The following is an 18,014-nucleotide window of genomic DNA, read 5'->3' as shown; positions in this document are numbered from 1 at the left end:
TAATTAAGTAGCCACAATTTGTGGTTACTTACTAAGTTTTCCGAAAGAAATTAATTTTCACATAGATAAAATGCTTATTTGAAGAAGTGCAAAGTTATTTATTTTAGTTTTAAAATCAAAAAACCATTCTGTACAATCGCAAAGAATGGTTTTTTTGTAATATTGAAAGAAATTAAAAACGTAATCTCTGTTTTAAATTTTGTTAAATGTTAACTTAGCTTCTTTGGTATCAAGAATTAATTTATCATCAGTAATGGTGCTTTCACATTCATAAGGTGTACCAACTTCGTCTTTAATTACGAGTTTTTTACCTTTTTGAGATAATGCAAATGTTCCGTCCGTTATTTCACGAAGCAGATATCCTGTTACATGACCATCTTCTGTGAAAGTAAGCATACCGTTAGTCAAAATTGCATTTTTTGCAGAGTCATTAATAGAAGTTTTAGCCTCGACAGCTGTAACTTTCCAGGAATTAATCAGTCTGTTTCTTTTACCGTGACATGAAACCATTAATACGACAACAACTGCAAATAGAAGGGTAAACAATTTAGAGTTTTTCATGATTTTGTGATTAAAAGTTAAACAGGAAAAAGTTACAAAAAAAAACGACATTAAATTATTCGTAATCAAATATTTATAAATATTTTTTTTTCTTAAAAATTAGATCACAATTTAACCGATGTTGCAATAGTCAAATCACAATAACTTCTTTGCAACTTTAAATCTAAGATTGAAATTTCTAATTAAGAGTTAGCGCTCCTAAGATTTCTTCATACATAAACGGACCTCCAGGATAAGTTGCTGTGTAGTCAAGATTCATCCAAACCTGACCGCGTTCGTCTATATGGTAATGTATTTTTTTTCCGTAGCTCTCTTTTGTAAAAAGCACATTTTTAATCAGGTAATTCACTTTTTCCAAATCAATCATAGAGCCAATTAATATTTCAGGATATATATGCCCTTTGGTATGAATAAGTCGTGGAGTTCCTCCAATTGATCGGACTGCTGCAGCCATTAAAATAGAGTGATCATCGCAATCGCCAGAGAAATACTCTAGAGATTCGCTAGCGGTTGCGATATAATCACCGTCTTTTGGATCGTTTACATAATTCCATCTGCTGTTTATTTCTTTAAAAACAGCAAAACACTGAATTATCGTACGATAATCTGAATAGCCTCTAATGCCTTTAAAATGCTTTGTGGTTGCCATAACAGCAAAATTTCGCACTTTGGGATTCTGGTATTCTATAGCATTAAGAATTTTTGTTTTATTTGGAAACGGAAGCAGTTTTGCCACGATAATATCCTGCGGATATGGATTATCAGACATGGTATAAATCATAGAATTATAATCTTCTGAGATTTCGTTAAAACCATAATTTCCGATAACTGTTCCGTAAAATAAAATCAATAAATAAACTGCAATGCACAATATGATAATTGTTCTGAGATACATCAGAAGAAAAAATATTGCGACAAAGACAAAAATAAAGATGAAAACACGATCTAAATTGAACGCCCATTCTAGATCGATCAAATTTTGATGCAGTATGATGAAAATCGGAATAGTAATAAAAAGACTCAAAAGCATTATAATAATCCTGTCCCACGGTGATTTCACCTGTAGCTTGGATTTTAAATACGGTAAGTCAATTTTAGGGAATTTCATCATACGAATCAAAAAAGCAGTATTACAGTGCTTTTACGGTTTCTACAAAAATACTTTTTTTATCAATAATTCCCAGATCAAATAACTGATTTTGAATTTTATTAAAAGACTTTTCTGTTAAATTCTTTTGTGACCATTGAGTCAATTTAAGCCATTCTTTAATATCCTCTGCTTTTTGATTAAAAAGTTCGGATAATTTTTTGTCAATTTCTGGAATCTCCTTAAAATCGGTGGTTGTGCTATTAATAATTTCAAGGATTTTCTCTACTACTTTACTGTTCTTTTTTAGAAATTCTTCTCGAACAGCAATTATAAAAGAAGGCCAAGGAGTAGGGCAGTCGTCAATACGTCTGAAAACTCCTTTATCAACAAGGGGTTTTGTCATAAAACGTTCCCACATAAAATAATCTGCTTTTTCGTTGGTTAAAGCATCTACAGCACCGTCAATCGTATTTACAATTTCAAATTCTAAATCATCCGTTTTCCAGCCTTGTTCATTTGCATTTACATAAGCCATTAATTGTGATCCTGAACCTACTCTTGAAATAGCTACTTTTTTGTTTTTAAGATCTTTTAAGGTTTTGAAATCAGATTTTGCCGCAACGTGAATTCCCCAAATAAGAGGCGACTGTACGTAAATCTGAACAATTTTACTCGGATTGCCTGCCGAGATATCTTTCAGAATTCCTTCAGTTAAAATTACCGCTAAATCTGTTTCGCCGTCACGAAGCATTTGACACATTTTCCCAGTTCCTTCGGGAACGTTGGTCCATTGTAAATCGATGTTTTCCGCTTCGAATTCGCCATTTTCAATACATAGATGCCATGGCAAATTGAAGTGTTCCGGAACACCCGCAATTTTGACAGTTTTCATTTCTTTTAAGTTTAAGTTAAGTTAAGTTGCTTGGTATGCGTATGCGTATTAATTAAGTTTGGTTAGTTTAATTTTTTAATAAATCTGTTCGATGTTTTTCTGAAAGACACGGTTCTGCAAACTCGATAATTTCCTGCGATTCATATTCGCTCAGCAGGCTTCTTACCAATGCATAATCAACATCTTTGCCAATTTCTGCAGCAAAAAAGGTTTCATTTAATGCATCCGACAAACAATTAATTGCCTTTAATTTTTCTCGGATAATTGCTGCATCAAAACCTTTTTCTAAAACTGCAATCTGTACAATCGAATTTCCAGAGTTTTGAATCGTTTTTCTATGCATGAATTTTTTTTCAGTTTCATCAAATTCTGCGTAAAAAAGATCGTCTGTAGCAATTAAAGGCCCAAAAAAAGGAATGTTATCCAATTTGAAAAGACCTTTTTCTAAATCTATAATTTCTGCCCACATGGTTTCAGATACTACTTCATCTAGATAATCACTATAGTATTTAAATAATATTTTTTTATGCGTTTCTTGTTCCATTCTATAATTTTCTTTGCTTAAAGTTAGCCTTCTATTTTTTCAATTAAAATATAAACGCTATAAAAAATGAATATTCCAGCAAGAATGCTCTTTTAAGTACTTTTAATCTATAAATTAAATACGAAATTAATTCCCAGCCAGTTTATTCAACGTGTAAGCAATTAATTCATCTACAGCTTTGTAAGGGTCTTCACTAAAAGTTCCAGATGCACGATTAGCGATAATTGCATTAAGCGATAATGCATTATGTCCTAAAAGCGCAGAAAGCCCATATATTGCTGCAGTTTCCATTTCTAAGTTAGTAATTTTAGTATCATTATGACTAAAATTATCCATTTTGTTATTCAATTCTTCGTCTGGAATATTCAAACGTAAAACTCTTCCTTGCGGACCGTAAAAACCGCCTGCTGTAGCTGTAATTCCTTTAAATATTTTATCAGATTCAATTAGTTTTTCTAATTCCTCAGAACATTGTGTTACATATGGTTTTCCTTTTTTAGAATCCCAATTAGTATGTTGCACAAAAGCGTCTTCCATTTCAGTAATCGAAACATCATCAATTAAATAGGAGCGGAGCATGTTGTCTAATCCTAGACCAAATTTTGACATTACGAAACTGTCTACTGGAATATCTTCTTGCAAAGAACCCGAAGTTCCAATTCGGATAATGTTTAGTGAAGTTAGCGTTTCTTTTGGTTCACGCGTCTTTAAATCGATATTAACTAATGCGTCTAATTCATTTAAAACGATATCAATATTATCTGGGCCAATTCCGGTAGAAATTACAGAAATTCTCTTGCCTTTGTAAATTCCGGTCTGGGTTTTAAATTCTCTTTTTTGAGTGGAATATTCAATTGAATCAAAAAATTGGGTAATTTTCTCCACTCTATTTTGGTCACCAACAAAAATAATGTCGTATGCAATATGTTCAGGACGCAGGTTTAAATGATAAACGCTTCCGTCTGGATTTAGTATTAATTCTGATGATTGGATCATTTTTTTTTAAGTTGCTAAGGTTCTGAGGTACTAAGATTCTAAGTTTTTTTACTTGGAATTTGGAATTTAAAAATTGGAATTTAATTTATTCTATCCACCTACACGTTTGGTTTTAAATCCTTTTTCTTTTAAAATTGCCATAATTTTATCACGGTAATCTCCTTGAATAATAATGGAATCATCTTTAAAAGTGCCGCCTACGCTTAATTTAGTTTTGATTTCTTTGGCTAAGATTTTAAAATCTTCGTCGGAGCCTTCATAACCTTCAATAATTGTGGTTGCTTTTCCTTTTCTTTTTTCAAATTTACAGATCATTGGTTCTTTTTGAACATACAGGACATGTTCTTGTTCTTCAACTTGTTCTGGTTCATTTGATTCAACATGATCTGGAAATAAATTCTTTAATTGATCTTTAAAATCCATAATTTTTATTCTCTAAATAATTACAATAAATATAGTTTATAAAAATCAAATTCCAAACTCCAATGAAGATTGGAATTTGGAATTTTTATCCCGAAGCCTCGGGAGAAATTTATTTAAGTTTTATTTTTTAATTAAACCTAATTCTACTAAACGTTCGTGCAAGAACTCACCCGCAGAAATATCTTCGAATTTCTTTGGATTTTCTTCATCAATACAATTTTCAAGACAATCCAAACGCATATCGCTTACTGGATGCATAAAAAACGGAATTGAATAACGTGAAGTTCCCCACAATTCTCTCGGCGGATTTACCACTTGGTGAATCGTAGATTTTAATTTGTTATTGGTGTGTCTTGACAACATATCTCCAACATTAATTACCAATTCATCATCTTGTGCAATGGCATCAATCCATTCACCATTATGATTTTGAACTTGTAATCCTTTACCTTGAGCTCCCATTAACAAAGTGATCAAATTGATATCCCCGTGAGCTGCAGCACGAATGGCATTTTCTGGTTCAGAAGTAATTGGAGGATAGTGGATTGGTCTTAAAATTGAGTTTCCTTCTTTTGCATATTCATCAAAATAAAACTCGTCAAGACCTAAATGTAAAGCCAAAGCTCTTAAAACATAAACGCCGGTTTTTTCTAATTTTTGATATGCTTCTTTACCAACCACATTAAAACGAGGTAACTCAGTAACTTCCACATTATCTGGATATTCTGAAGCCCATCTTGAATTTTCGTCAACGTATTGACCAAAATGCCAGAATTCTTTTAAATCTCCTTCTTTGCGTCCTTTAGCATGTTCTTTTCCAAAAGAAACATAACCTCTTTGACCGCCAATTCCAGGAATTTCATAATTATGCTTAGTTTCTATTGGCAAGGCGAAGAAGTTTCTAATTTCGCCATAAAGTTCGTCTACCAATTGATCATCAAGAAAATGACCTTTTAAGGCTACGAAGCCAATGTTTTCAAATGCACTGCCGATTTCATTTACAAATTTTTGTTTACGTTTCGGGTCGTCCGAAAGGAAATCACGTAAGTCTACACTAGGAATGTTTTGCATACTTTACATTTTTTATTTAAAAAAAGAAAGGTGTCATAAGCACCTTTCGCTAACAAAGGTAGAGAATATTTTAGAAAATAATCTTAAGCACAGGCATTAAAAGCGTGATTCTGACTAAAAAAATATTTCAGAATCCAATAAAATTAACTCAAATTGTTATATTTGAAACACTAAAAAACAAAAAAATTAGATGATTTTTTACCGACAAAACCTAACCGACGCTCAATTATTAGATTTATATAAAAAAATACTAAAACCGCGATTAATCGAAGAAAAGATGCTCATCTTGATTCGTCAAGGCAAAGTTTCTAAATGGTTTTCTGGAATCGGGCAAGAAGCTATTGCTGTTGGAGTTACAGCTGTTTTGGACCAATCAGAATACATACTTCCAATGCATCGAAATTTAGGTGTTTTTACCACAAGAGAAATTCCGTTGCACCGATTATTTTCACAATGGCAGGGAAAAGCAAATGGTTTTACCAAAGGACGTGACAGAAGTTTTCATTTTGGAACGCAGGAATATAATATAATTGGAATGATTTCGCATTTAGGTCCACAATTAGGAATTGCTGACGGAATTGCCTTAGCTGATAAACTTCAAGACAATAAAAAAATAACAGCGGTTTTTACTGGAGAAGGTGCAACGAGTGAAGGGGATTTTCACGAAGCTTTAAATATTGCTGCAGTTTGGAAACTTCCCGTAATGTTCATTATTGAAAATAATGGTTACGGACTCTCAACTCCAACAAACGAACAATATGCCTGTGAAAATTTGGCAGATAAAGGAATTGGTTACGGCATTGAAAGCTGGATTATTGACGGAAATAATATAGTGGAAGTTTTTAATAAACTTTCGCAATTAAAAGAAGAAATGAAAGAGAATCCGCGTCCGATTTTGTTGGAATTTAAAACGTTCCGAATGCGCGGGCACGAAGAGGCGAGTGGTACCAAATATGTTCCGCAAGAATTAATGGATCAATGGGAACTTAGAGATCCGGTTTCTAATTATAAAAAGTATTTGCTAGAAAATGAAATTCTTACCGAAGAGTTAGATGAACAATTTCGTGCTGAAATAAAACAAGAAATTGATGAAAATTGGGCAAAAGCAAATGCCGAACCAGAAATAGAACCTACTTACAGCGGAGAATTAGATGATGTTTATAAACCTTATCAATTTGAAGAAGTTAATACAAAAGGAGAAAGCGAAAATATTCGTTTTATTGATGCCATCCGAAACGGTTTAAACGAATCAATGCAGAAACACAGAAATTTGGTTTTAATGGGACAAGATATTGCAGAATATGGCGGCGCATTTAAGATTACAGATGGTTTTGTTGAGTTTTTTGGAAAAGATCGTATTCGAAATACGCCAATCTGCGAAAGCGCCATTGTCTCAACTGGAATGGGCTTGTCTATAAATGGTTATAAAGCCATTGTAGAAATGCAATTTGCCGATTTTGTTTCTACAGGATTTAATCCGATTGTAAATTTATTGGCAAAATCACATTACCGTTGGGGCGAAAATGCTGATGTTGTGGTTCGTATGCCTTGCGGCGGCGGAACTCAGGCAGGACCTTTTCATTCGCAAACTAATGAAGCTTGGTTTACTAAAACTCCAGGTTTAAAAGTGGTTTACCCTGCATTTCCTTATGATGCAAAAGGACTTTTGAATACGTCAATTAATGATCCAAATCCGGTTTTATTCTTCGAGCATAAATTATTGTACAGAAGTATTTATCAAGATGTTCCAAAAGAATATTACACTATTCCTTTAGGAAAAGCGGCTTTGATAAAAGAAGGAAAATCGGTAACGATTATTTCATTTGGCGCGCCAGTTCATTGGGCTTTAGAAACTTTGGCTAAGCACCCAGAAATAGATGCGGATCTAATTGATTTAAGAACTTTACAGCCTTTAGACACAGAAACGATTTTCGAATCAGTTAAAAAGACAGGAAAAGCGATTATTTATCAAGAAGATACCTTGTTTGGCGGAATTGCAAGTGATATTTCGGCCTTAATTATGGAAAATTGCTTTGAATATTTAGATGCTCCTGTAAAACGTGTCGCTAGTTTAGATTCGCCAATTCCATTTACAAAAGCACTAGAAGATCAGTTTTTGCCTAAAAACCGATTTGAAATTGCGCTTAAAGAATTATTGGAATATTAAAAAGAAACGCTTTAAAAATTAATTATATGAAAAAAATTGGCCTATCATTTTTTGCAGTTTTGCTTTTGATATCTTGTGCAAAAAATGCTAAATCTACCCAAGATGGCGATTTAAACAAAAAATTTGACAATTATAAAAATAACTTCATTTCGGCATTATGGAAAATAAATCCGAACTGGGCTTCAGAGGTTGGATTTCATAAGTATGACAGCATCTTAATTATTCCTGATGCAAAGGCAAATCAGCAAAAAATAGATTTTGCCAACTCACAATTAGATTCTCTAAAATCGTATACAATTGATCAATTATCAAATAATAATAAAACAGATTATTACATGATAAAAAATCAATTAAAAGGAATTATTTTCAATATTAAGGAACTGAAATTATTTCAATGGAATCCGTCAGAATACAATGTATGCGGTTCTTTTGCTGAAATATTAAACGGAAATTACGACAGTCTTGAAACTCGTTTAAGAGCTTTTAACACAAAAATGAATGGAATTCCTGCTTATTATGAAGTTGCTAAAAAGAACATCCAAAATCCTACCTTGGAGCATACAGAACTAGCAATTGCCCAAAACCTTGGAGGTTCTTCTGTTTTTCAAGATGATCTTAAAAATGCTTTACAAAAAAGCAAGTTATCCGACGCAGAAAAGAAACAAATACTCGAAAAAGCAACTGTTTCTGTAAAAGCTATTACTGATTATGCAGAATGGCTAAAAAAACTGCCAAACAAAACGCCTCGTTCTTTTAGATTAGGAAGCGCTTTATACGCGAAGAAATTTGATTTGAATATTCAGTCAGGATATACAGCCGATGAAATTTACCAAATCGCTATAAACCACAAGAAAGATCTACATGAAAAAATGTTTGTTTTAGCCGATAAACTTTGGGAAAAATACAAAGGTAAAGCTGTAAAACCAGCAGATAAACTCGAATTGATCAAACAGGTAATTGATGAAATTTCATTAAAACATACCACTCCAGAAAAGTTCCAATCTGAAATTGAAAAACAAATTCCAGAATTGACTGCTTATGTAAAAGCAAAAGATTTGTTATATATTGATCCTTCAAAACCATTGGTAGTTCGTAAAGAACCTGCTTACATGGCGGGAGTTGCCGGAGCTTCTATTTCTGCTCCTGGACCTTACGATAAAAATGCAAACACATATTACAATGTAGGAAGTTTATCAGGATGGACTAAAGAAAATGCCGAAAGTTTTTTAAGAGAATACAACGATTATATTTTGCAAATCTTGAATATTCATGAAGCAATTCCAGGGCATTATACACAATTAGTTTATAGTAACCAATCGCCAAGTATTATCAAATCAATCTTTGGAAATGGCGCCATGGTTGAAGGTTGGGCAGTCTACGCTGAAAAAATGATGCTAGAAAGCGGTTACAAAAACTCTGATGAAATGTGGTTAATGTATTATAAATGGAATCTTAGAACAACTTGTAATACTATTTTAGACATTAGCGTACACACCAAAGAAATGTCTAAAGAAGATGCAATTAAGCTTTTAACAAAAGAAGCTTTCCAGCAGCAAGCAGAAGCAGACGGAAAATGGAAACGTGCCACCTTATCTCAAGTTCAATTGTGTTCTTATTTTACAGGTTATACCGAAATCTATAATTTAAGAGAAGAATTAAAGAAAAAAGAAGGAGATAAATTCAACTTAAAAAAGTTTCATGAAAAATTCTTAAGTTTTGGGAGTGCTCCAGTAAAATACATCAAAGAATTGATGCTTACTGAGGAATAGATTTTTCGATTCTAAAATAAAAAAAAATAAGGTTTGATTTTTAAAGTCAAACCTTATTTTTTTTTATCCTATAATTTAATTTTCAAATCTTTTTAAAACAGTTCTATCCAAATAAGAATCTTTCCACATTTCTATTTTGTAAAAATCTTTAGGATTTTCATCATAGGCAGTTTTTAAATTTTTATAATAAACACGAACCCTATAATTTCCTTTTTCAATTTTTTCTTCTAAAACAAGAAGAGAAAATGGGCAATCATTTACTTGCAGAAAACCTGTGTTTATCTCTAAACTTGCTTCAACAACATGATCAAAATCGCTAAAATCTGAAATTAAACTTTTCGAATTTAAAATTTCAAGTTCAGCTTTTACGATTCCTTCACTATTCTCAAGAGAAACACCCAGAACTCCTTTTTCTACAGCGAGTTTATCATTAAATGCTTGATCAGTCCAAAAATCTGGAGAACCTGTATCTCCTTCGTCTTTATCATTCAAATAAAATTGACCGTATCCGGTTGTAAAATCTAGATTAAATTTCATTCTATAATATTTTTTATTTCAAATCAGATTCTACTTCAAATAACTGTACCTGACTTTTCAATCTATCGATCAATAAATTCATCATTCTTTTATTCAAACTTGATGAATTTTGAATGTATGTATCGTATTCTTCAATTGTAAAAAGCGCCATTACAATTCCTTTCAGAGAATTTCTAAATTTAATGTCTTTTTGAATGGAATTTTCGATGGTTTGAAGTTTCTTCTCAACCGTGTAAGAATAAAAATCAGGTTTATTTTTATTCACATAATTAATAAAAACTGCAATAAACAAATCATTCTGGAGTTTTAAAATCGGTCTGATGGTCTGGTTTTGAAAGATCTCATCTGGAGAAGATTGAGCACTTACGGTTCCTAAAGTTTCGCCTCTGAATTCTTTTAAAAAAGTGTCTCTATCTTCCATTTTTTTTCTTTTTAGTTTTCTTTAAAGTTAACAAAATTATCCCACGGTAAAAACCTATTTTTGTTTTTATAAAAATAAAATATGAGATTATTTCTGTTTTTCTGCGTACTATTCATTTCCTGTAATTCTAAAGAAGACAAGGATAAATACCACCGTACTTTATATCGTGCTGTAAATAAAAAAGATACAGCAATTTTAGATATCAATATGAACGACAAACGCTTTTTCGGACGTTATGAAATTTCTCACTACGGAACAGGAAAAGATTCTGGAGACGTAAGAGGTGATTTAAGGGGTGATACACTTAGAGGCGATTATCATTATATCTCTTTTGGAGGCTCTTGGAAAAGAGTTCCATTGGCTATTTTAAAGAAAAATGAAAAACTTTATTTAGGTAAAGGAGTTATTGGAACATATTTTAATCTCCCTTGTTTTGTTCCAGAAGTTCCAATTGAATATAATAATTCTGAATTTGTTTTTGAGGAAATTGCTAAATAATTTAAACGCAAAGAACGAAAGGTTTTTTAATATACGGTATGTCACAAAAAACACAAAGTTCGCAAAGATTTATGAAAAAAAACTTTGCGAACTTTGCGTAAATCTTAGCGTCCTTTGCGGTTAAACCTGAAACAAAGAAAACTAATTCAATGTTGACGGTAATTCAAAAATTTCAAGGTCAAAATATTTTACGGAAGCCATAACATGATCGAAAATATCAGACATAATATATTCGTAGTTTGCCCAACGTTTGTCACTCGAAAAAACATAAATTTCTAACGGAACTCCATGCGCAGTAGACTGTAATTGTCTGCACATAATATGCATATCTTTATTTAATCCAGGATGATCCATAAGATATTGCATGATATATTTTCTAAACAAACCTAAATTAGTCATGTTTCGACCATTTAGTGAAAGCGTTTTATCAATGCCTCGCAGATCATTATATTTCTCAATTTCGGCTTGTCTGCTCTCTATATAAGATGTTATCAACTGTACTTTTCGTAATTGATACAAATCTTCATCATTTAGAAAACGAATCGTACTGCTTTTTATCAAAACATGTCTTTTGATACGTCTTCCTTCAGATTTTTGCATACCGCGCCAGTTTTGAAAAGAATCCGAACTCAATGCATAAGTTGGAATTGTAGTGATGGTATTGTCAAAATTTCGAACTTTTACTGTCGTTAAATTGATTTCAATTACATCTCCATCCGCTCCAAATTTGTCCATTGTAATCCAATCGCCAATTCGGACCATGTCGTTTATTGCCACTTGAACACTCGAAACAAATCCAAGAATCGTATCTCTGAAAATCAAGATAATAATTGCCGAAAGCGTTCCTAAAATAGTTAACAATTCGCCTCTTTTGATTCCGAATAGAGTAGAAATAATCATCGCAACTCCAAAAATCCAAAGGATAATCATGATAACTTGAACGAAACTATCAATTGGTTTGTCGCTGTATTCTGGTTTTTGTTTTAAATAATCACGTAATGAATTAAAAATCGTTCTGACAATCCACAATCCAAGTAATACGATATAGATGCCAACGATTTTTCCGAAGATTGATTCCCAATATTCGTATTTATCCAAAATTACGGGAACAGCTTTATAAATAAAGAAAAACGGAATTAAATAGGCGGTGTATCTAGTGGTCTTGTTTTGAATTAGATAGTCGTCAAATTTTGTTTTGGTGCGTTGCGCAAAAACAGCCGTTAAGGTAACTAAGATAAATTTGGCCACATAATAAATTATGTAAGCCAATGCTACTAAAATAGCAATATTAAAGATTAAACTGGTATAAGAAGCAACATTGCGGCTCATTCCCCAATCTCTAAAAACAGGATATAAAAAGTTAAATATTTTCTCCAAAAGCTTATGCATTTGCTTTAGTTTCTAAATATTTTTTCTCGATATAGAAAGTTCCAAACGGAATAAGTGAAGCAACTAAAATAATTGCAAAAGTTTTTAAATCCCAATTCATTGATTTTTTCAATAAAAAAGCTAAAATAATATATCCTATAAATAAAACACCATGCGTCATTCCTAAAGGACGTAATAAGGTGTGGTAAAGTTCAGGATTGTTATTTTTGATAATCAACATATTAGCAAATAATACTAAATAAGAGATTCCTTCTAGAATGGCGGTAACTTTGAAAATCTTGAGCATGTATGTATTTTTTAAGTTTTATGCCAGCAAAATTAAGGATTCTGGATTGATTTTAGAATTTAAAAATTCAAAATTAAATAAGTTAAATAGGGTAAAAATTGCAATTTGGAATTTAAAAAATTGAAAATTATCTTTACTCTATGAGTAAAAGAGATTTAAAAAAATATTTAGGCGAATTAACGAAGGGACAATTAGAAGAACAATTGATTGAATTGTACGAGAAATTTGCTCCAGTAAAAACATATTACGACTTTGTATTTAACCCGAAAGAAGACAAATTACTGCAAGAAGCTAAAGTCAAAATTTCGCAAGAATATTTTCCGATAAAAAAACCTGGTGCAAAATGGCGCCCAAAAGCTAAAATGCGAAGATCGGTTGCTCAAAAATTAATCAAACATTTTATAATGCTTGGTGTTGATTCTTATATTGTAGCAGATATTATGTTGTACAATATCGAAATTGCGCAAACGTTTTCTTCTCAAAATTTAATCAAGCAAGAATTGTTTTACAAAAGTATCTTTAATTCGTTCGATCAAGCTGTTAATTTTATTATCTCAAATGGAATTTTTAATGATTTTAAATTGCGAATTAATTCCATTTATGAAGAAACTTTGCAGCAAAAATGGAAAAATAAGTACGATTTTGAAGCAATTTTAGACAAAATCGACTACTAAAACCACTTCCCATAAAAAATCTTTCTTTTAAAAAAACATTTATTTTAGGTTAAAATAAGATGAATAACTGTTTTTTCGATGTATTTTTGCAAAAATCCAAAAATAAACAATGTCTCAAAACACTTTAGAAATACAAAGAGAAGAGAAGAAAGAACTTTATGCATACCAAAAAGGCGACATAGACGCCATTTTTGACCGTTTAGACAATGCTCCTCCAAAACATCATTTACTGTACCAACTTCCGACAGGAGGTGGGAAAACGGTAATTTTTTCTGAAATCGTTCGTCGTTATCTCTCTCATAATGATAAAAAAGTTGTGGTTTTAACGCACCGTATCGAACTTTGTAAACAAACTTCAAAAATGTTAACAGGTTTTGGTGTAACGAACAAAATAATCAATAGTAAAGTAAAAGAATTGCCCGATCAGAATGATTTTTCATGTTTTGTGGCAATGGTTGAAACTTTAAAAAACCGTATTAATGATGAAAAACTTCATTTGGATAATATTGGTTTAGTAATTATTGATGAGGCACATTATAATTCATTTAGAAAATTATTAAACTCATTTAAAAATGCCTTTATTCTTGGAGTAACAGCAACACCTTTGAGTTCAAATATTAAATTGCCAATGCACCAAAGTTATAATGAACTTATTGTAGGAGATACAATTGGATCATTAATTGACAAAGGTTTCTTGGCTAGAGCAACAACTTACAGTTATGATGTTGGTTTGACATCTTTAAAAGTTGGTATCAATGGTGATTATACGGTTAAATCATCAGATGATTTGTATACTAATACCTTGATGCAAGAAAAACTTCTTCATGCGTATACAGAACGCTCTTTGGGTAAAAAGACATTGATTTTTAATAACGGTATTCACACTTCTTTATATGTTTATGAAACTTTTAGAGAAGCGGGTTATGATATTAGACATCTTGATAATACTAGCAGTTCTGAAGAACGTAAAGATATCTTGCAATGGTTTAAAAAGACTCCAGATGCGATTTTGACTTCTGTTGGGATCTTAACAACTGGTTTTGATGAGCCAACTGTAGAAACAATCATTTTGAATAGAGCAACTAAATCATTGACTTTATATTTCCAAATGATTGGTCGTGGATCTCGTAAACTGCCAGGAAAAGATGAGTTTACAGTTATTGATTTAGGAAATAACGCGGCACGTTTTGGTTTATGGAGTGATCCTGTAAACTGGCAGCACATTTTTAAATCGCCTGAATTTTATTTGGAAAATCTTCGTGATGACCAAGAAATTGAAATGTTTTTTAAATACAGCATGCCACCAGAATTGAGAGCTAAATTCAGCAAAACAGCTGATGTTACATTTGATGTAGATGAAGAGCATAAATTAATTATAAAACAAAATTTACGTTCTAAAGTGGTTTTAGATAAATCATTAGAACAGCATTCTTCAATGTGCGTGGACAATACGGAAACGTTGCAAGAAGCGAAATCTTTAGCAAAAGAGTTAGACGATGATATCGAAGATCGAATCAAACGTTATTCAAAATGCTTGAGCCAATGCAGTAAAAATTATCGCGAATGGCTTGTAGACGATTACAAACAAAGATTAACTTTATTAATCGGTAAAAAATATCGTGAGAAAATCATGAACGAACCGGATTGATAACTTTTAGTCGGAAAGTCTAAAGTTTAAAGTCATAAAGTTTCCGTATGGAACTTCAAATAAAATAACCATTAAGATATTTAGAAATAAGTCTAAATGTCTTAATGGTTCAATAGTTTTAAAGAACAGTATAATCTTTAGTAAGGTTTTGACACAATCTAAAATCTAAAGTCAAAAATCTAAAAAAAAAAAACATGTCTAAACAATTCTCATCATTAGGACTTTCAGCACCAATTTTAAAAGCTTTAGGCGAATTAAATATTGTTGAACCTACTGAAATTCAACAAAAAACAATTCCTCTTTTACTTTCTGAAAATCATGATGTTGTTGGTTTAGCCAAAACAGGAACAGGAAAAACAGCTGCGTTTGGATTACCGATTTTACAATTGGTTAATTCAGAATCGACTGTGATACAAGCTGTAATTTTAGTTCCAACAAGAGAACTTGGACAGCAGATTTTTAGAAGTTTAGAAAATTTTTCAAAACATATTCCGAATATTTCAATCGCATCAATTTGTGGAGGAACACCTATAAAGCCACAAATAGAAAGATTAAAAGAAGGCGCGCAGATAGTTGTGGCTACTCCGGGACGTTTAATCGATTTAATTCAGAGAAAAGCTATCGATATAAAGCAAACGGAATACTTAGTCTTAGACGAAGCCGATGAAATGGTAGCCATTCTTAAAGAAAGTTTAGACGAAATAGTTGCTGAAATACCTAAAAAACACCGCACTTTATTGTTTTCAGCAACACTTCCTGGAACAATCAAACAATTAATTCAGAACTATTTGAACAAAAATGTGGTTCAGATTAGCGCCAACATGGAAACAGTTGGAAACGAAAGTATCAATCACGAATATATTGTTGTAGATCCTATCGAGAAATTGGAAGTTTTAATGCATTTCTTAAATTCAAGAGATGGTGAACGTGGAATTATTTTCTGCAAAACAAAAGCAGCAGTTAATAAATTAGCCAAAAATCTTGCTATTAATAAATTTTCTTCTGGAGCAATTCATGGAAGCTTAACACAAGGAATTCGCGATAGAATTATGGAACAATTTCGTGAAGGCCATATTAATATTCTAGTTGCAACCGATTTAGCAGCAAGGGGGATTGATGTAAAAGAAATCGCTTATGTGGTTAATTACCATCTACCGGACACTTACGAAAATTATGTTCACAGAAGTGGAAGAACCGCAAGGGCAGGAGCAAACGGACTTTCATTGACTGTTTTACAACAAGAAGAAGTTTTTGAAATTGCTGATTTTGAAAGAGAATTAGGTATTAAATTTTCTCAATTTAAAAAACCATCGGCAGAAAGTCTAGAAGAAAATAATATGCTTTTGTGGGCCAAGCAAATCTTCAAAACAAAACCAAATCATGAACTTTCAGATGATTTAAAAACAAAAATAAAAACAGTTTTTCATCATTTAACGAAAGACGAACTAATCGAAAAACTAATGGCAAGTTATGTCTTACAGAACAAAATCGATATAGTTGATAAAACAGTTAAAAAATTCAAAAAGTAAATAATATGACTTTTGTCATTGCATATTAAAGTTGTACTTTTATAAGGAATTATTTTATAATCCTACCTAATACAACATATATGAAAATAGTCATTATTGGAGGTGGATTTGCAGGACTTAATCTAGCAAAAGAGCTTGTAAACCAACCTCAAATACAAGTAACACTTGTAGACAAGAATAATTATAACTTTTTCCCACCCCTTATATATCAAGTCGCAACAGCGTTTTTGGAACCTTCAAGCATAAGTTATCCTTTTAGAAAATTTTTTGCAGGTAAAAAAAATCTGCAGTTTCGTTTAGGTGAATTATTATCTGTTTCTCCTGCTGAAAAGAAAATTACTTTAAGCAATGGAGATTTAGAATACGATTACCTTGTTTTTGCTACTGGAGCAGAAACGAGTTATTTTGGCATGGAAAACGTAATGAAAAACGCCATTCCGATGAAGACATTAAATGATGCCATCGTAATGCGTAATACGTTGCTTAAAAACCTTGAAAAAGCTGCAATTTGTAAAGATATGCGTAAACGCAGAAAATTACTTACAATTGTGGTAGCAGGAGGGGGGCCGACAGGAGTGGAGGTTTCGGGAATGTTTGCTGAAATGCGAAAAAGTATTCTTCTAAAAGAATATCCTGAATTGGATACCTCTGCAAGTAATGTGTACTTGGTTGATGGCGGTGATGCATTATTAGCGCCAATGAGTAAAGAATCTCAAAAAGATACTTTAGAAGCATTAACAAAATTGGGAGTTGTAGTAAAATTAAATACTAAAGTAGTTGATTATGTTGATGACACAGTAGTGTTTGAAAATGGAGAAACTATAAAAACCAAAAACTTAATCTGGGCTGCAGGAGTTTCGGCTAAAATCTTTGAAGGAATTCCGAAAGAAAGTTACGGACGAGGACGCCGAATGGCAACAGATGAATATAATAAAGTAAATGGTGTCGATCATATTTATGCTATTGGTGATACCGCTATTGCATCTGGAGATAAAAATTTCCCTGACGGTCATCCGCAAGTAGCACAAGTGGCCATTCAGCAGGGATTGAATCTAGCAAAAAACTTTAAAGCAATGGTTTCAAACAAACCACTTAAAGGTTTTACTTACCATGATAAAGGCTCAATGGCAATCATTGGAAAAGCTAAAGCTGTTGTTGATTTGCCAAGTCCGAAATGGCATTTTAAAGGCTTTTTTGCTTGGATTATCTGGTTGTTTATTCACTTGATCTCTTTAATCACTTATAGAAATAGATTGAATACTTTTTGGAACTGGATGGTTGCTTATTTTGCAAAAGATCAATCACTTAGAATGATCATCAGACCGGATAAAAAACTACCAAATTAAAGAATTCAAAATTCTTAAAGAAAGCGATAAACAAAAGCCGAAATCTAAGATTAGACTGCACCCAAAAGTTTGGACGAATTTATAATTAAATTTGATAATAATGAGCTCGATATTTTATCGGGCTCATTCCTTTTAAATTAAGTTTTATTCTTTCATTATTATAGTATTCTATA

General features: G+C 32.0%; 19 protein-coding genes. 7 read left to right on the top strand and 12 right to left on the bottom strand.

From position 1 onward, the window contains the following. Positions 1–192: 192 nt before the first annotated feature. The 7 genes from LL966_RS20545 to LL966_RS20515 all read right to left on the bottom strand — a co-directional run bounded on the left by LL966_RS20545 (position 193) and on the right by LL966_RS20515 (position 5,577). Positions 193–561 (bottom strand): hypothetical protein, encoded by a 369-nt coding sequence (locus LL966_RS20545; RefSeq protein WP_229355853.1) that lies wholly within the window; start codon positions 559–561, stop codon positions 193–195. A gap of 178 nt (positions 562–739) precedes the next feature. Further along, positions 740–1,672, bottom strand: coding sequence for a transglutaminase (locus tag LL966_RS20540; protein ID WP_229355851.1), 933 nt, complete (start codon positions 1,670–1,672; stop codon positions 740–742). 19 nt (positions 1,673–1,691) lie between these two features. Continuing rightward, on the bottom strand, positions 1,692–2,543 hold the full coding sequence (locus tag LL966_RS20535) for a substrate-binding domain-containing protein (RefSeq protein ID WP_229355850.1): 852 nt from the start codon (positions 2,541–2,543) through the stop codon (positions 1,692–1,694). Between the two features lie 67 nt (positions 2,544–2,610). Then, complete coding sequence (locus tag LL966_RS20530; RefSeq protein WP_229355847.1) at positions 2,611–3,087, bottom strand: DUF4265 domain-containing protein; 477 nt, start codon at positions 3,085–3,087, stop codon at positions 2,611–2,613. Positions 3,088–3,213: 126 nt separating this feature from the next. Then, a complete protein-coding gene (locus LL966_RS20525; protein ID WP_229355846.1) occupies positions 3,214–4,083 on the bottom strand; it encodes a nucleoside phosphorylase in 870 nt (289 codons plus the stop codon). 90 nt (positions 4,084–4,173) lie between these two features. Then, on the bottom strand, positions 4,174–4,506 hold the full coding sequence (locus tag LL966_RS20520; protein WP_095951201.1) for a translation initiation factor: 333 nt from the start codon (positions 4,504–4,506) through the stop codon (positions 4,174–4,176). Between the two features lie 120 nt (positions 4,507–4,626). Then, the gene (locus LL966_RS20515) at positions 4,627–5,577 is read right to left on the bottom strand and encodes an isopenicillin N synthase family dioxygenase (RefSeq protein WP_229355845.1); all 951 of its coding nucleotides are present in this window, start codon (positions 5,575–5,577) and stop codon (positions 4,627–4,629) included. 190 nt (positions 5,578–5,767) lie between these two features. On the opposite strand from LL966_RS20515, the gene LL966_RS20510 reads away from it, so the two are divergent. Together LL966_RS20510 and LL966_RS20505 are read left to right on the top strand one after the other, a co-directional pair. Beyond that, the gene (locus tag LL966_RS20510) at positions 5,768–7,744 is read left to right on the top strand and encodes an alpha-ketoacid dehydrogenase subunit alpha/beta (RefSeq protein WP_229355844.1); all 1,977 of its coding nucleotides are present in this window, start codon (positions 5,768–5,770) and stop codon (positions 7,742–7,744) included. A 26-nt stretch (positions 7,745–7,770) separates the two neighbouring features. Then, a complete protein-coding gene (locus LL966_RS20505; protein WP_229355842.1) occupies positions 7,771–9,513 on the top strand; it encodes a DUF885 domain-containing protein in 1,743 nt (580 codons plus the stop codon). A gap of 75 nt (positions 9,514–9,588) precedes the next feature. Here LL966_RS20505 and LL966_RS20500 read toward each other — a convergent pair whose 3' ends face one another. Both LL966_RS20500 and LL966_RS20495 read right to left on the bottom strand, forming a co-directional pair. Beyond that, positions 9,589–10,050: a hypothetical protein gene (locus LL966_RS20500; RefSeq protein ID WP_229355841.1), complete on the bottom strand. Its 462-nt coding sequence runs from the start codon at positions 10,048–10,050 to the stop codon at positions 9,589–9,591. Positions 10,051–10,063: 13 nt separating this feature from the next. Further along, complete coding sequence (locus LL966_RS20495) at positions 10,064–10,471, bottom strand: glyoxalase (RefSeq protein ID WP_229355839.1); 408 nt, start codon at positions 10,469–10,471, stop codon at positions 10,064–10,066. 81 nt (positions 10,472–10,552) lie between these two features. Between LL966_RS20495 and LL966_RS20490 the strand changes: the two genes are divergently transcribed. Then, a complete protein-coding gene (locus LL966_RS20490) occupies positions 10,553–10,969 on the top strand; it encodes a hypothetical protein (protein WP_229355836.1) in 417 nt (138 codons plus the stop codon). 141 nt (positions 10,970–11,110) lie between these two features. On the opposite strand, the gene LL966_RS20485 is transcribed toward LL966_RS20490, so the two are convergent. Both LL966_RS20485 and LL966_RS20480 read right to left on the bottom strand, forming a co-directional pair. Further along, positions 11,111–12,358 carry a mechanosensitive ion channel family protein gene (locus LL966_RS20485; protein ID WP_229355833.1) on the bottom strand — a complete coding sequence of 416 codons (1,248 nt, stop codon included), beginning with the start codon at positions 12,356–12,358 and terminating at the stop codon, positions 11,111–11,113. Beyond that, positions 12,351–12,644 (bottom strand): DUF3817 domain-containing protein, encoded by a 294-nt coding sequence (locus LL966_RS20480; RefSeq protein WP_111291103.1) that lies wholly within the window; start codon positions 12,642–12,644, stop codon positions 12,351–12,353. Before LL966_RS20480 ends, LL966_RS20485 begins: the two co-directional genes overlap by 8 nt. Positions 12,645–12,784: 140 nt before the next feature. Here LL966_RS20480 and LL966_RS20475 point away from each other — a divergent pair, with 140 nt between their 5' ends. From LL966_RS20475 to LL966_RS20460, 4 genes are all read left to right on the top strand, one after another. Beyond that, complete coding sequence (locus LL966_RS20475; RefSeq protein WP_229355830.1) at positions 12,785–13,318, top strand: DUF6155 family protein; 534 nt, start codon at positions 12,785–12,787, stop codon at positions 13,316–13,318. Between the two features lie 109 nt (positions 13,319–13,427). Further along, positions 13,428–14,966, top strand: coding sequence for a DEAD/DEAH box helicase (locus LL966_RS20470; protein WP_229355827.1), 1,539 nt, complete (start codon positions 13,428–13,430; stop codon positions 14,964–14,966). A gap of 194 nt (positions 14,967–15,160) precedes the next feature. Further along, positions 15,161–16,495 carry a DEAD/DEAH box helicase gene (locus tag LL966_RS20465; RefSeq protein ID WP_229355824.1) on the top strand — a complete coding sequence of 445 codons (1,335 nt, stop codon included), beginning with the start codon at positions 15,161–15,163 and terminating at the stop codon, positions 16,493–16,495. Between the two features lie 80 nt (positions 16,496–16,575). Then, entirely contained in the window at positions 16,576–17,841 is a 1,266-nt protein-coding gene (locus tag LL966_RS20460) for an NAD(P)/FAD-dependent oxidoreductase (protein WP_229355822.1), read from the top strand. Positions 17,842–17,926: 85 nt separating this feature from the next. Here the strand turns inward: LL966_RS20460 and LL966_RS22910 are convergent, their stop codons facing one another. Beyond that, positions 17,927–18,013, bottom strand: a complete 87-nt coding sequence (locus LL966_RS22910) for an IS3 family transposase (RefSeq protein WP_394799461.1) — start codon at positions 18,011–18,013, stop codon at positions 17,927–17,929. Position 18,014: the final 1 nt, after the last annotated feature.

The organism is Flavobacterium chungbukense, from assembly GCF_020805785.1.
Classification (GTDB): domain Bacteria; phylum Bacteroidota; class Bacteroidia; order Flavobacteriales; family Flavobacteriaceae; genus Flavobacterium; species Flavobacterium chungbukense.
This window is presented reverse-complemented; position numbering and strand designations above follow the sequence as displayed.

Bases quoted from the DNA above. Each gene is read 5' to 3' on its own strand.
- LL966_RS20545 (WP_229355853.1), bottom strand. From the start codon at position 561: ATGAAAAACTCTAAATTGTTTACCCTTCTATTTGCAGTTGTTGTCGTA.
- LL966_RS20540 (WP_229355851.1), bottom strand. From the start codon at position 1,672: ATGATGAAATTCCCTAAAATTGACTTACCGTATTTAAAATCCAAGCTA.
- LL966_RS20535 (WP_229355850.1), bottom strand. From the start codon at position 2,543: ATGAAAACTGTCAAAATTGCGGGTGTTCCGGAACACTTCAATTTGCCA.
- LL966_RS20530 (WP_229355847.1), bottom strand. From the start codon at position 3,087: ATGGAACAAGAAACGCATAAAAAAATATTATTTAAATACTATAGTGAT.
- LL966_RS20525 (WP_229355846.1), bottom strand. From the start codon at position 4,083: ATGATCCAATCATCAGAATTAATACTAAATCCAGACGGAAGCGTTTAT.
- LL966_RS20520 (WP_095951201.1), bottom strand. From the start codon at position 4,506: ATGGATTTTAAAGATCAATTAAAGAATTTATTTCCAGATCATGTTGAA.
- LL966_RS20515 (WP_229355845.1), bottom strand. From the start codon at position 5,577: ATGCAAAACATTCCTAGTGTAGACTTACGTGATTTCCTTTCGGACGAC.
- LL966_RS20510 (WP_229355844.1), top strand. From the start codon at position 5,768: ATGATTTTTTACCGACAAAACCTAACCGACGCTCAATTATTAGATTTA.
- LL966_RS20505 (WP_229355842.1), top strand. From the start codon at position 7,771: ATGAAAAAAATTGGCCTATCATTTTTTGCAGTTTTGCTTTTGATATCT.
- LL966_RS20500 (WP_229355841.1), bottom strand. From the start codon at position 10,050: ATGAAATTTAATCTAGATTTTACAACCGGATACGGTCAATTTTATTTG.
- LL966_RS20495 (WP_229355839.1), bottom strand. From the start codon at position 10,471: ATGGAAGATAGAGACACTTTTTTAAAAGAATTCAGAGGCGAAACTTTA.
- LL966_RS20490 (WP_229355836.1), top strand. From the start codon at position 10,553: ATGAGATTATTTCTGTTTTTCTGCGTACTATTCATTTCCTGTAATTCT.
- LL966_RS20485 (WP_229355833.1), bottom strand. From the start codon at position 12,358: ATGCATAAGCTTTTGGAGAAAATATTTAACTTTTTATATCCTGTTTTT.
- LL966_RS20480 (WP_111291103.1), bottom strand. From the start codon at position 12,644: ATGCTCAAGATTTTCAAAGTTACCGCCATTCTAGAAGGAATCTCTTAT.
- LL966_RS20475 (WP_229355830.1), top strand. From the start codon at position 12,785: ATGAGTAAAAGAGATTTAAAAAAATATTTAGGCGAATTAACGAAGGGA.
- LL966_RS20470 (WP_229355827.1), top strand. From the start codon at position 13,428: ATGTCTCAAAACACTTTAGAAATACAAAGAGAAGAGAAGAAAGAACTT.
- LL966_RS20465 (WP_229355824.1), top strand. From the start codon at position 15,161: ATGTCTAAACAATTCTCATCATTAGGACTTTCAGCACCAATTTTAAAA.
- LL966_RS20460 (WP_229355822.1), top strand. From the start codon at position 16,576: ATGAAAATAGTCATTATTGGAGGTGGATTTGCAGGACTTAATCTAGCA.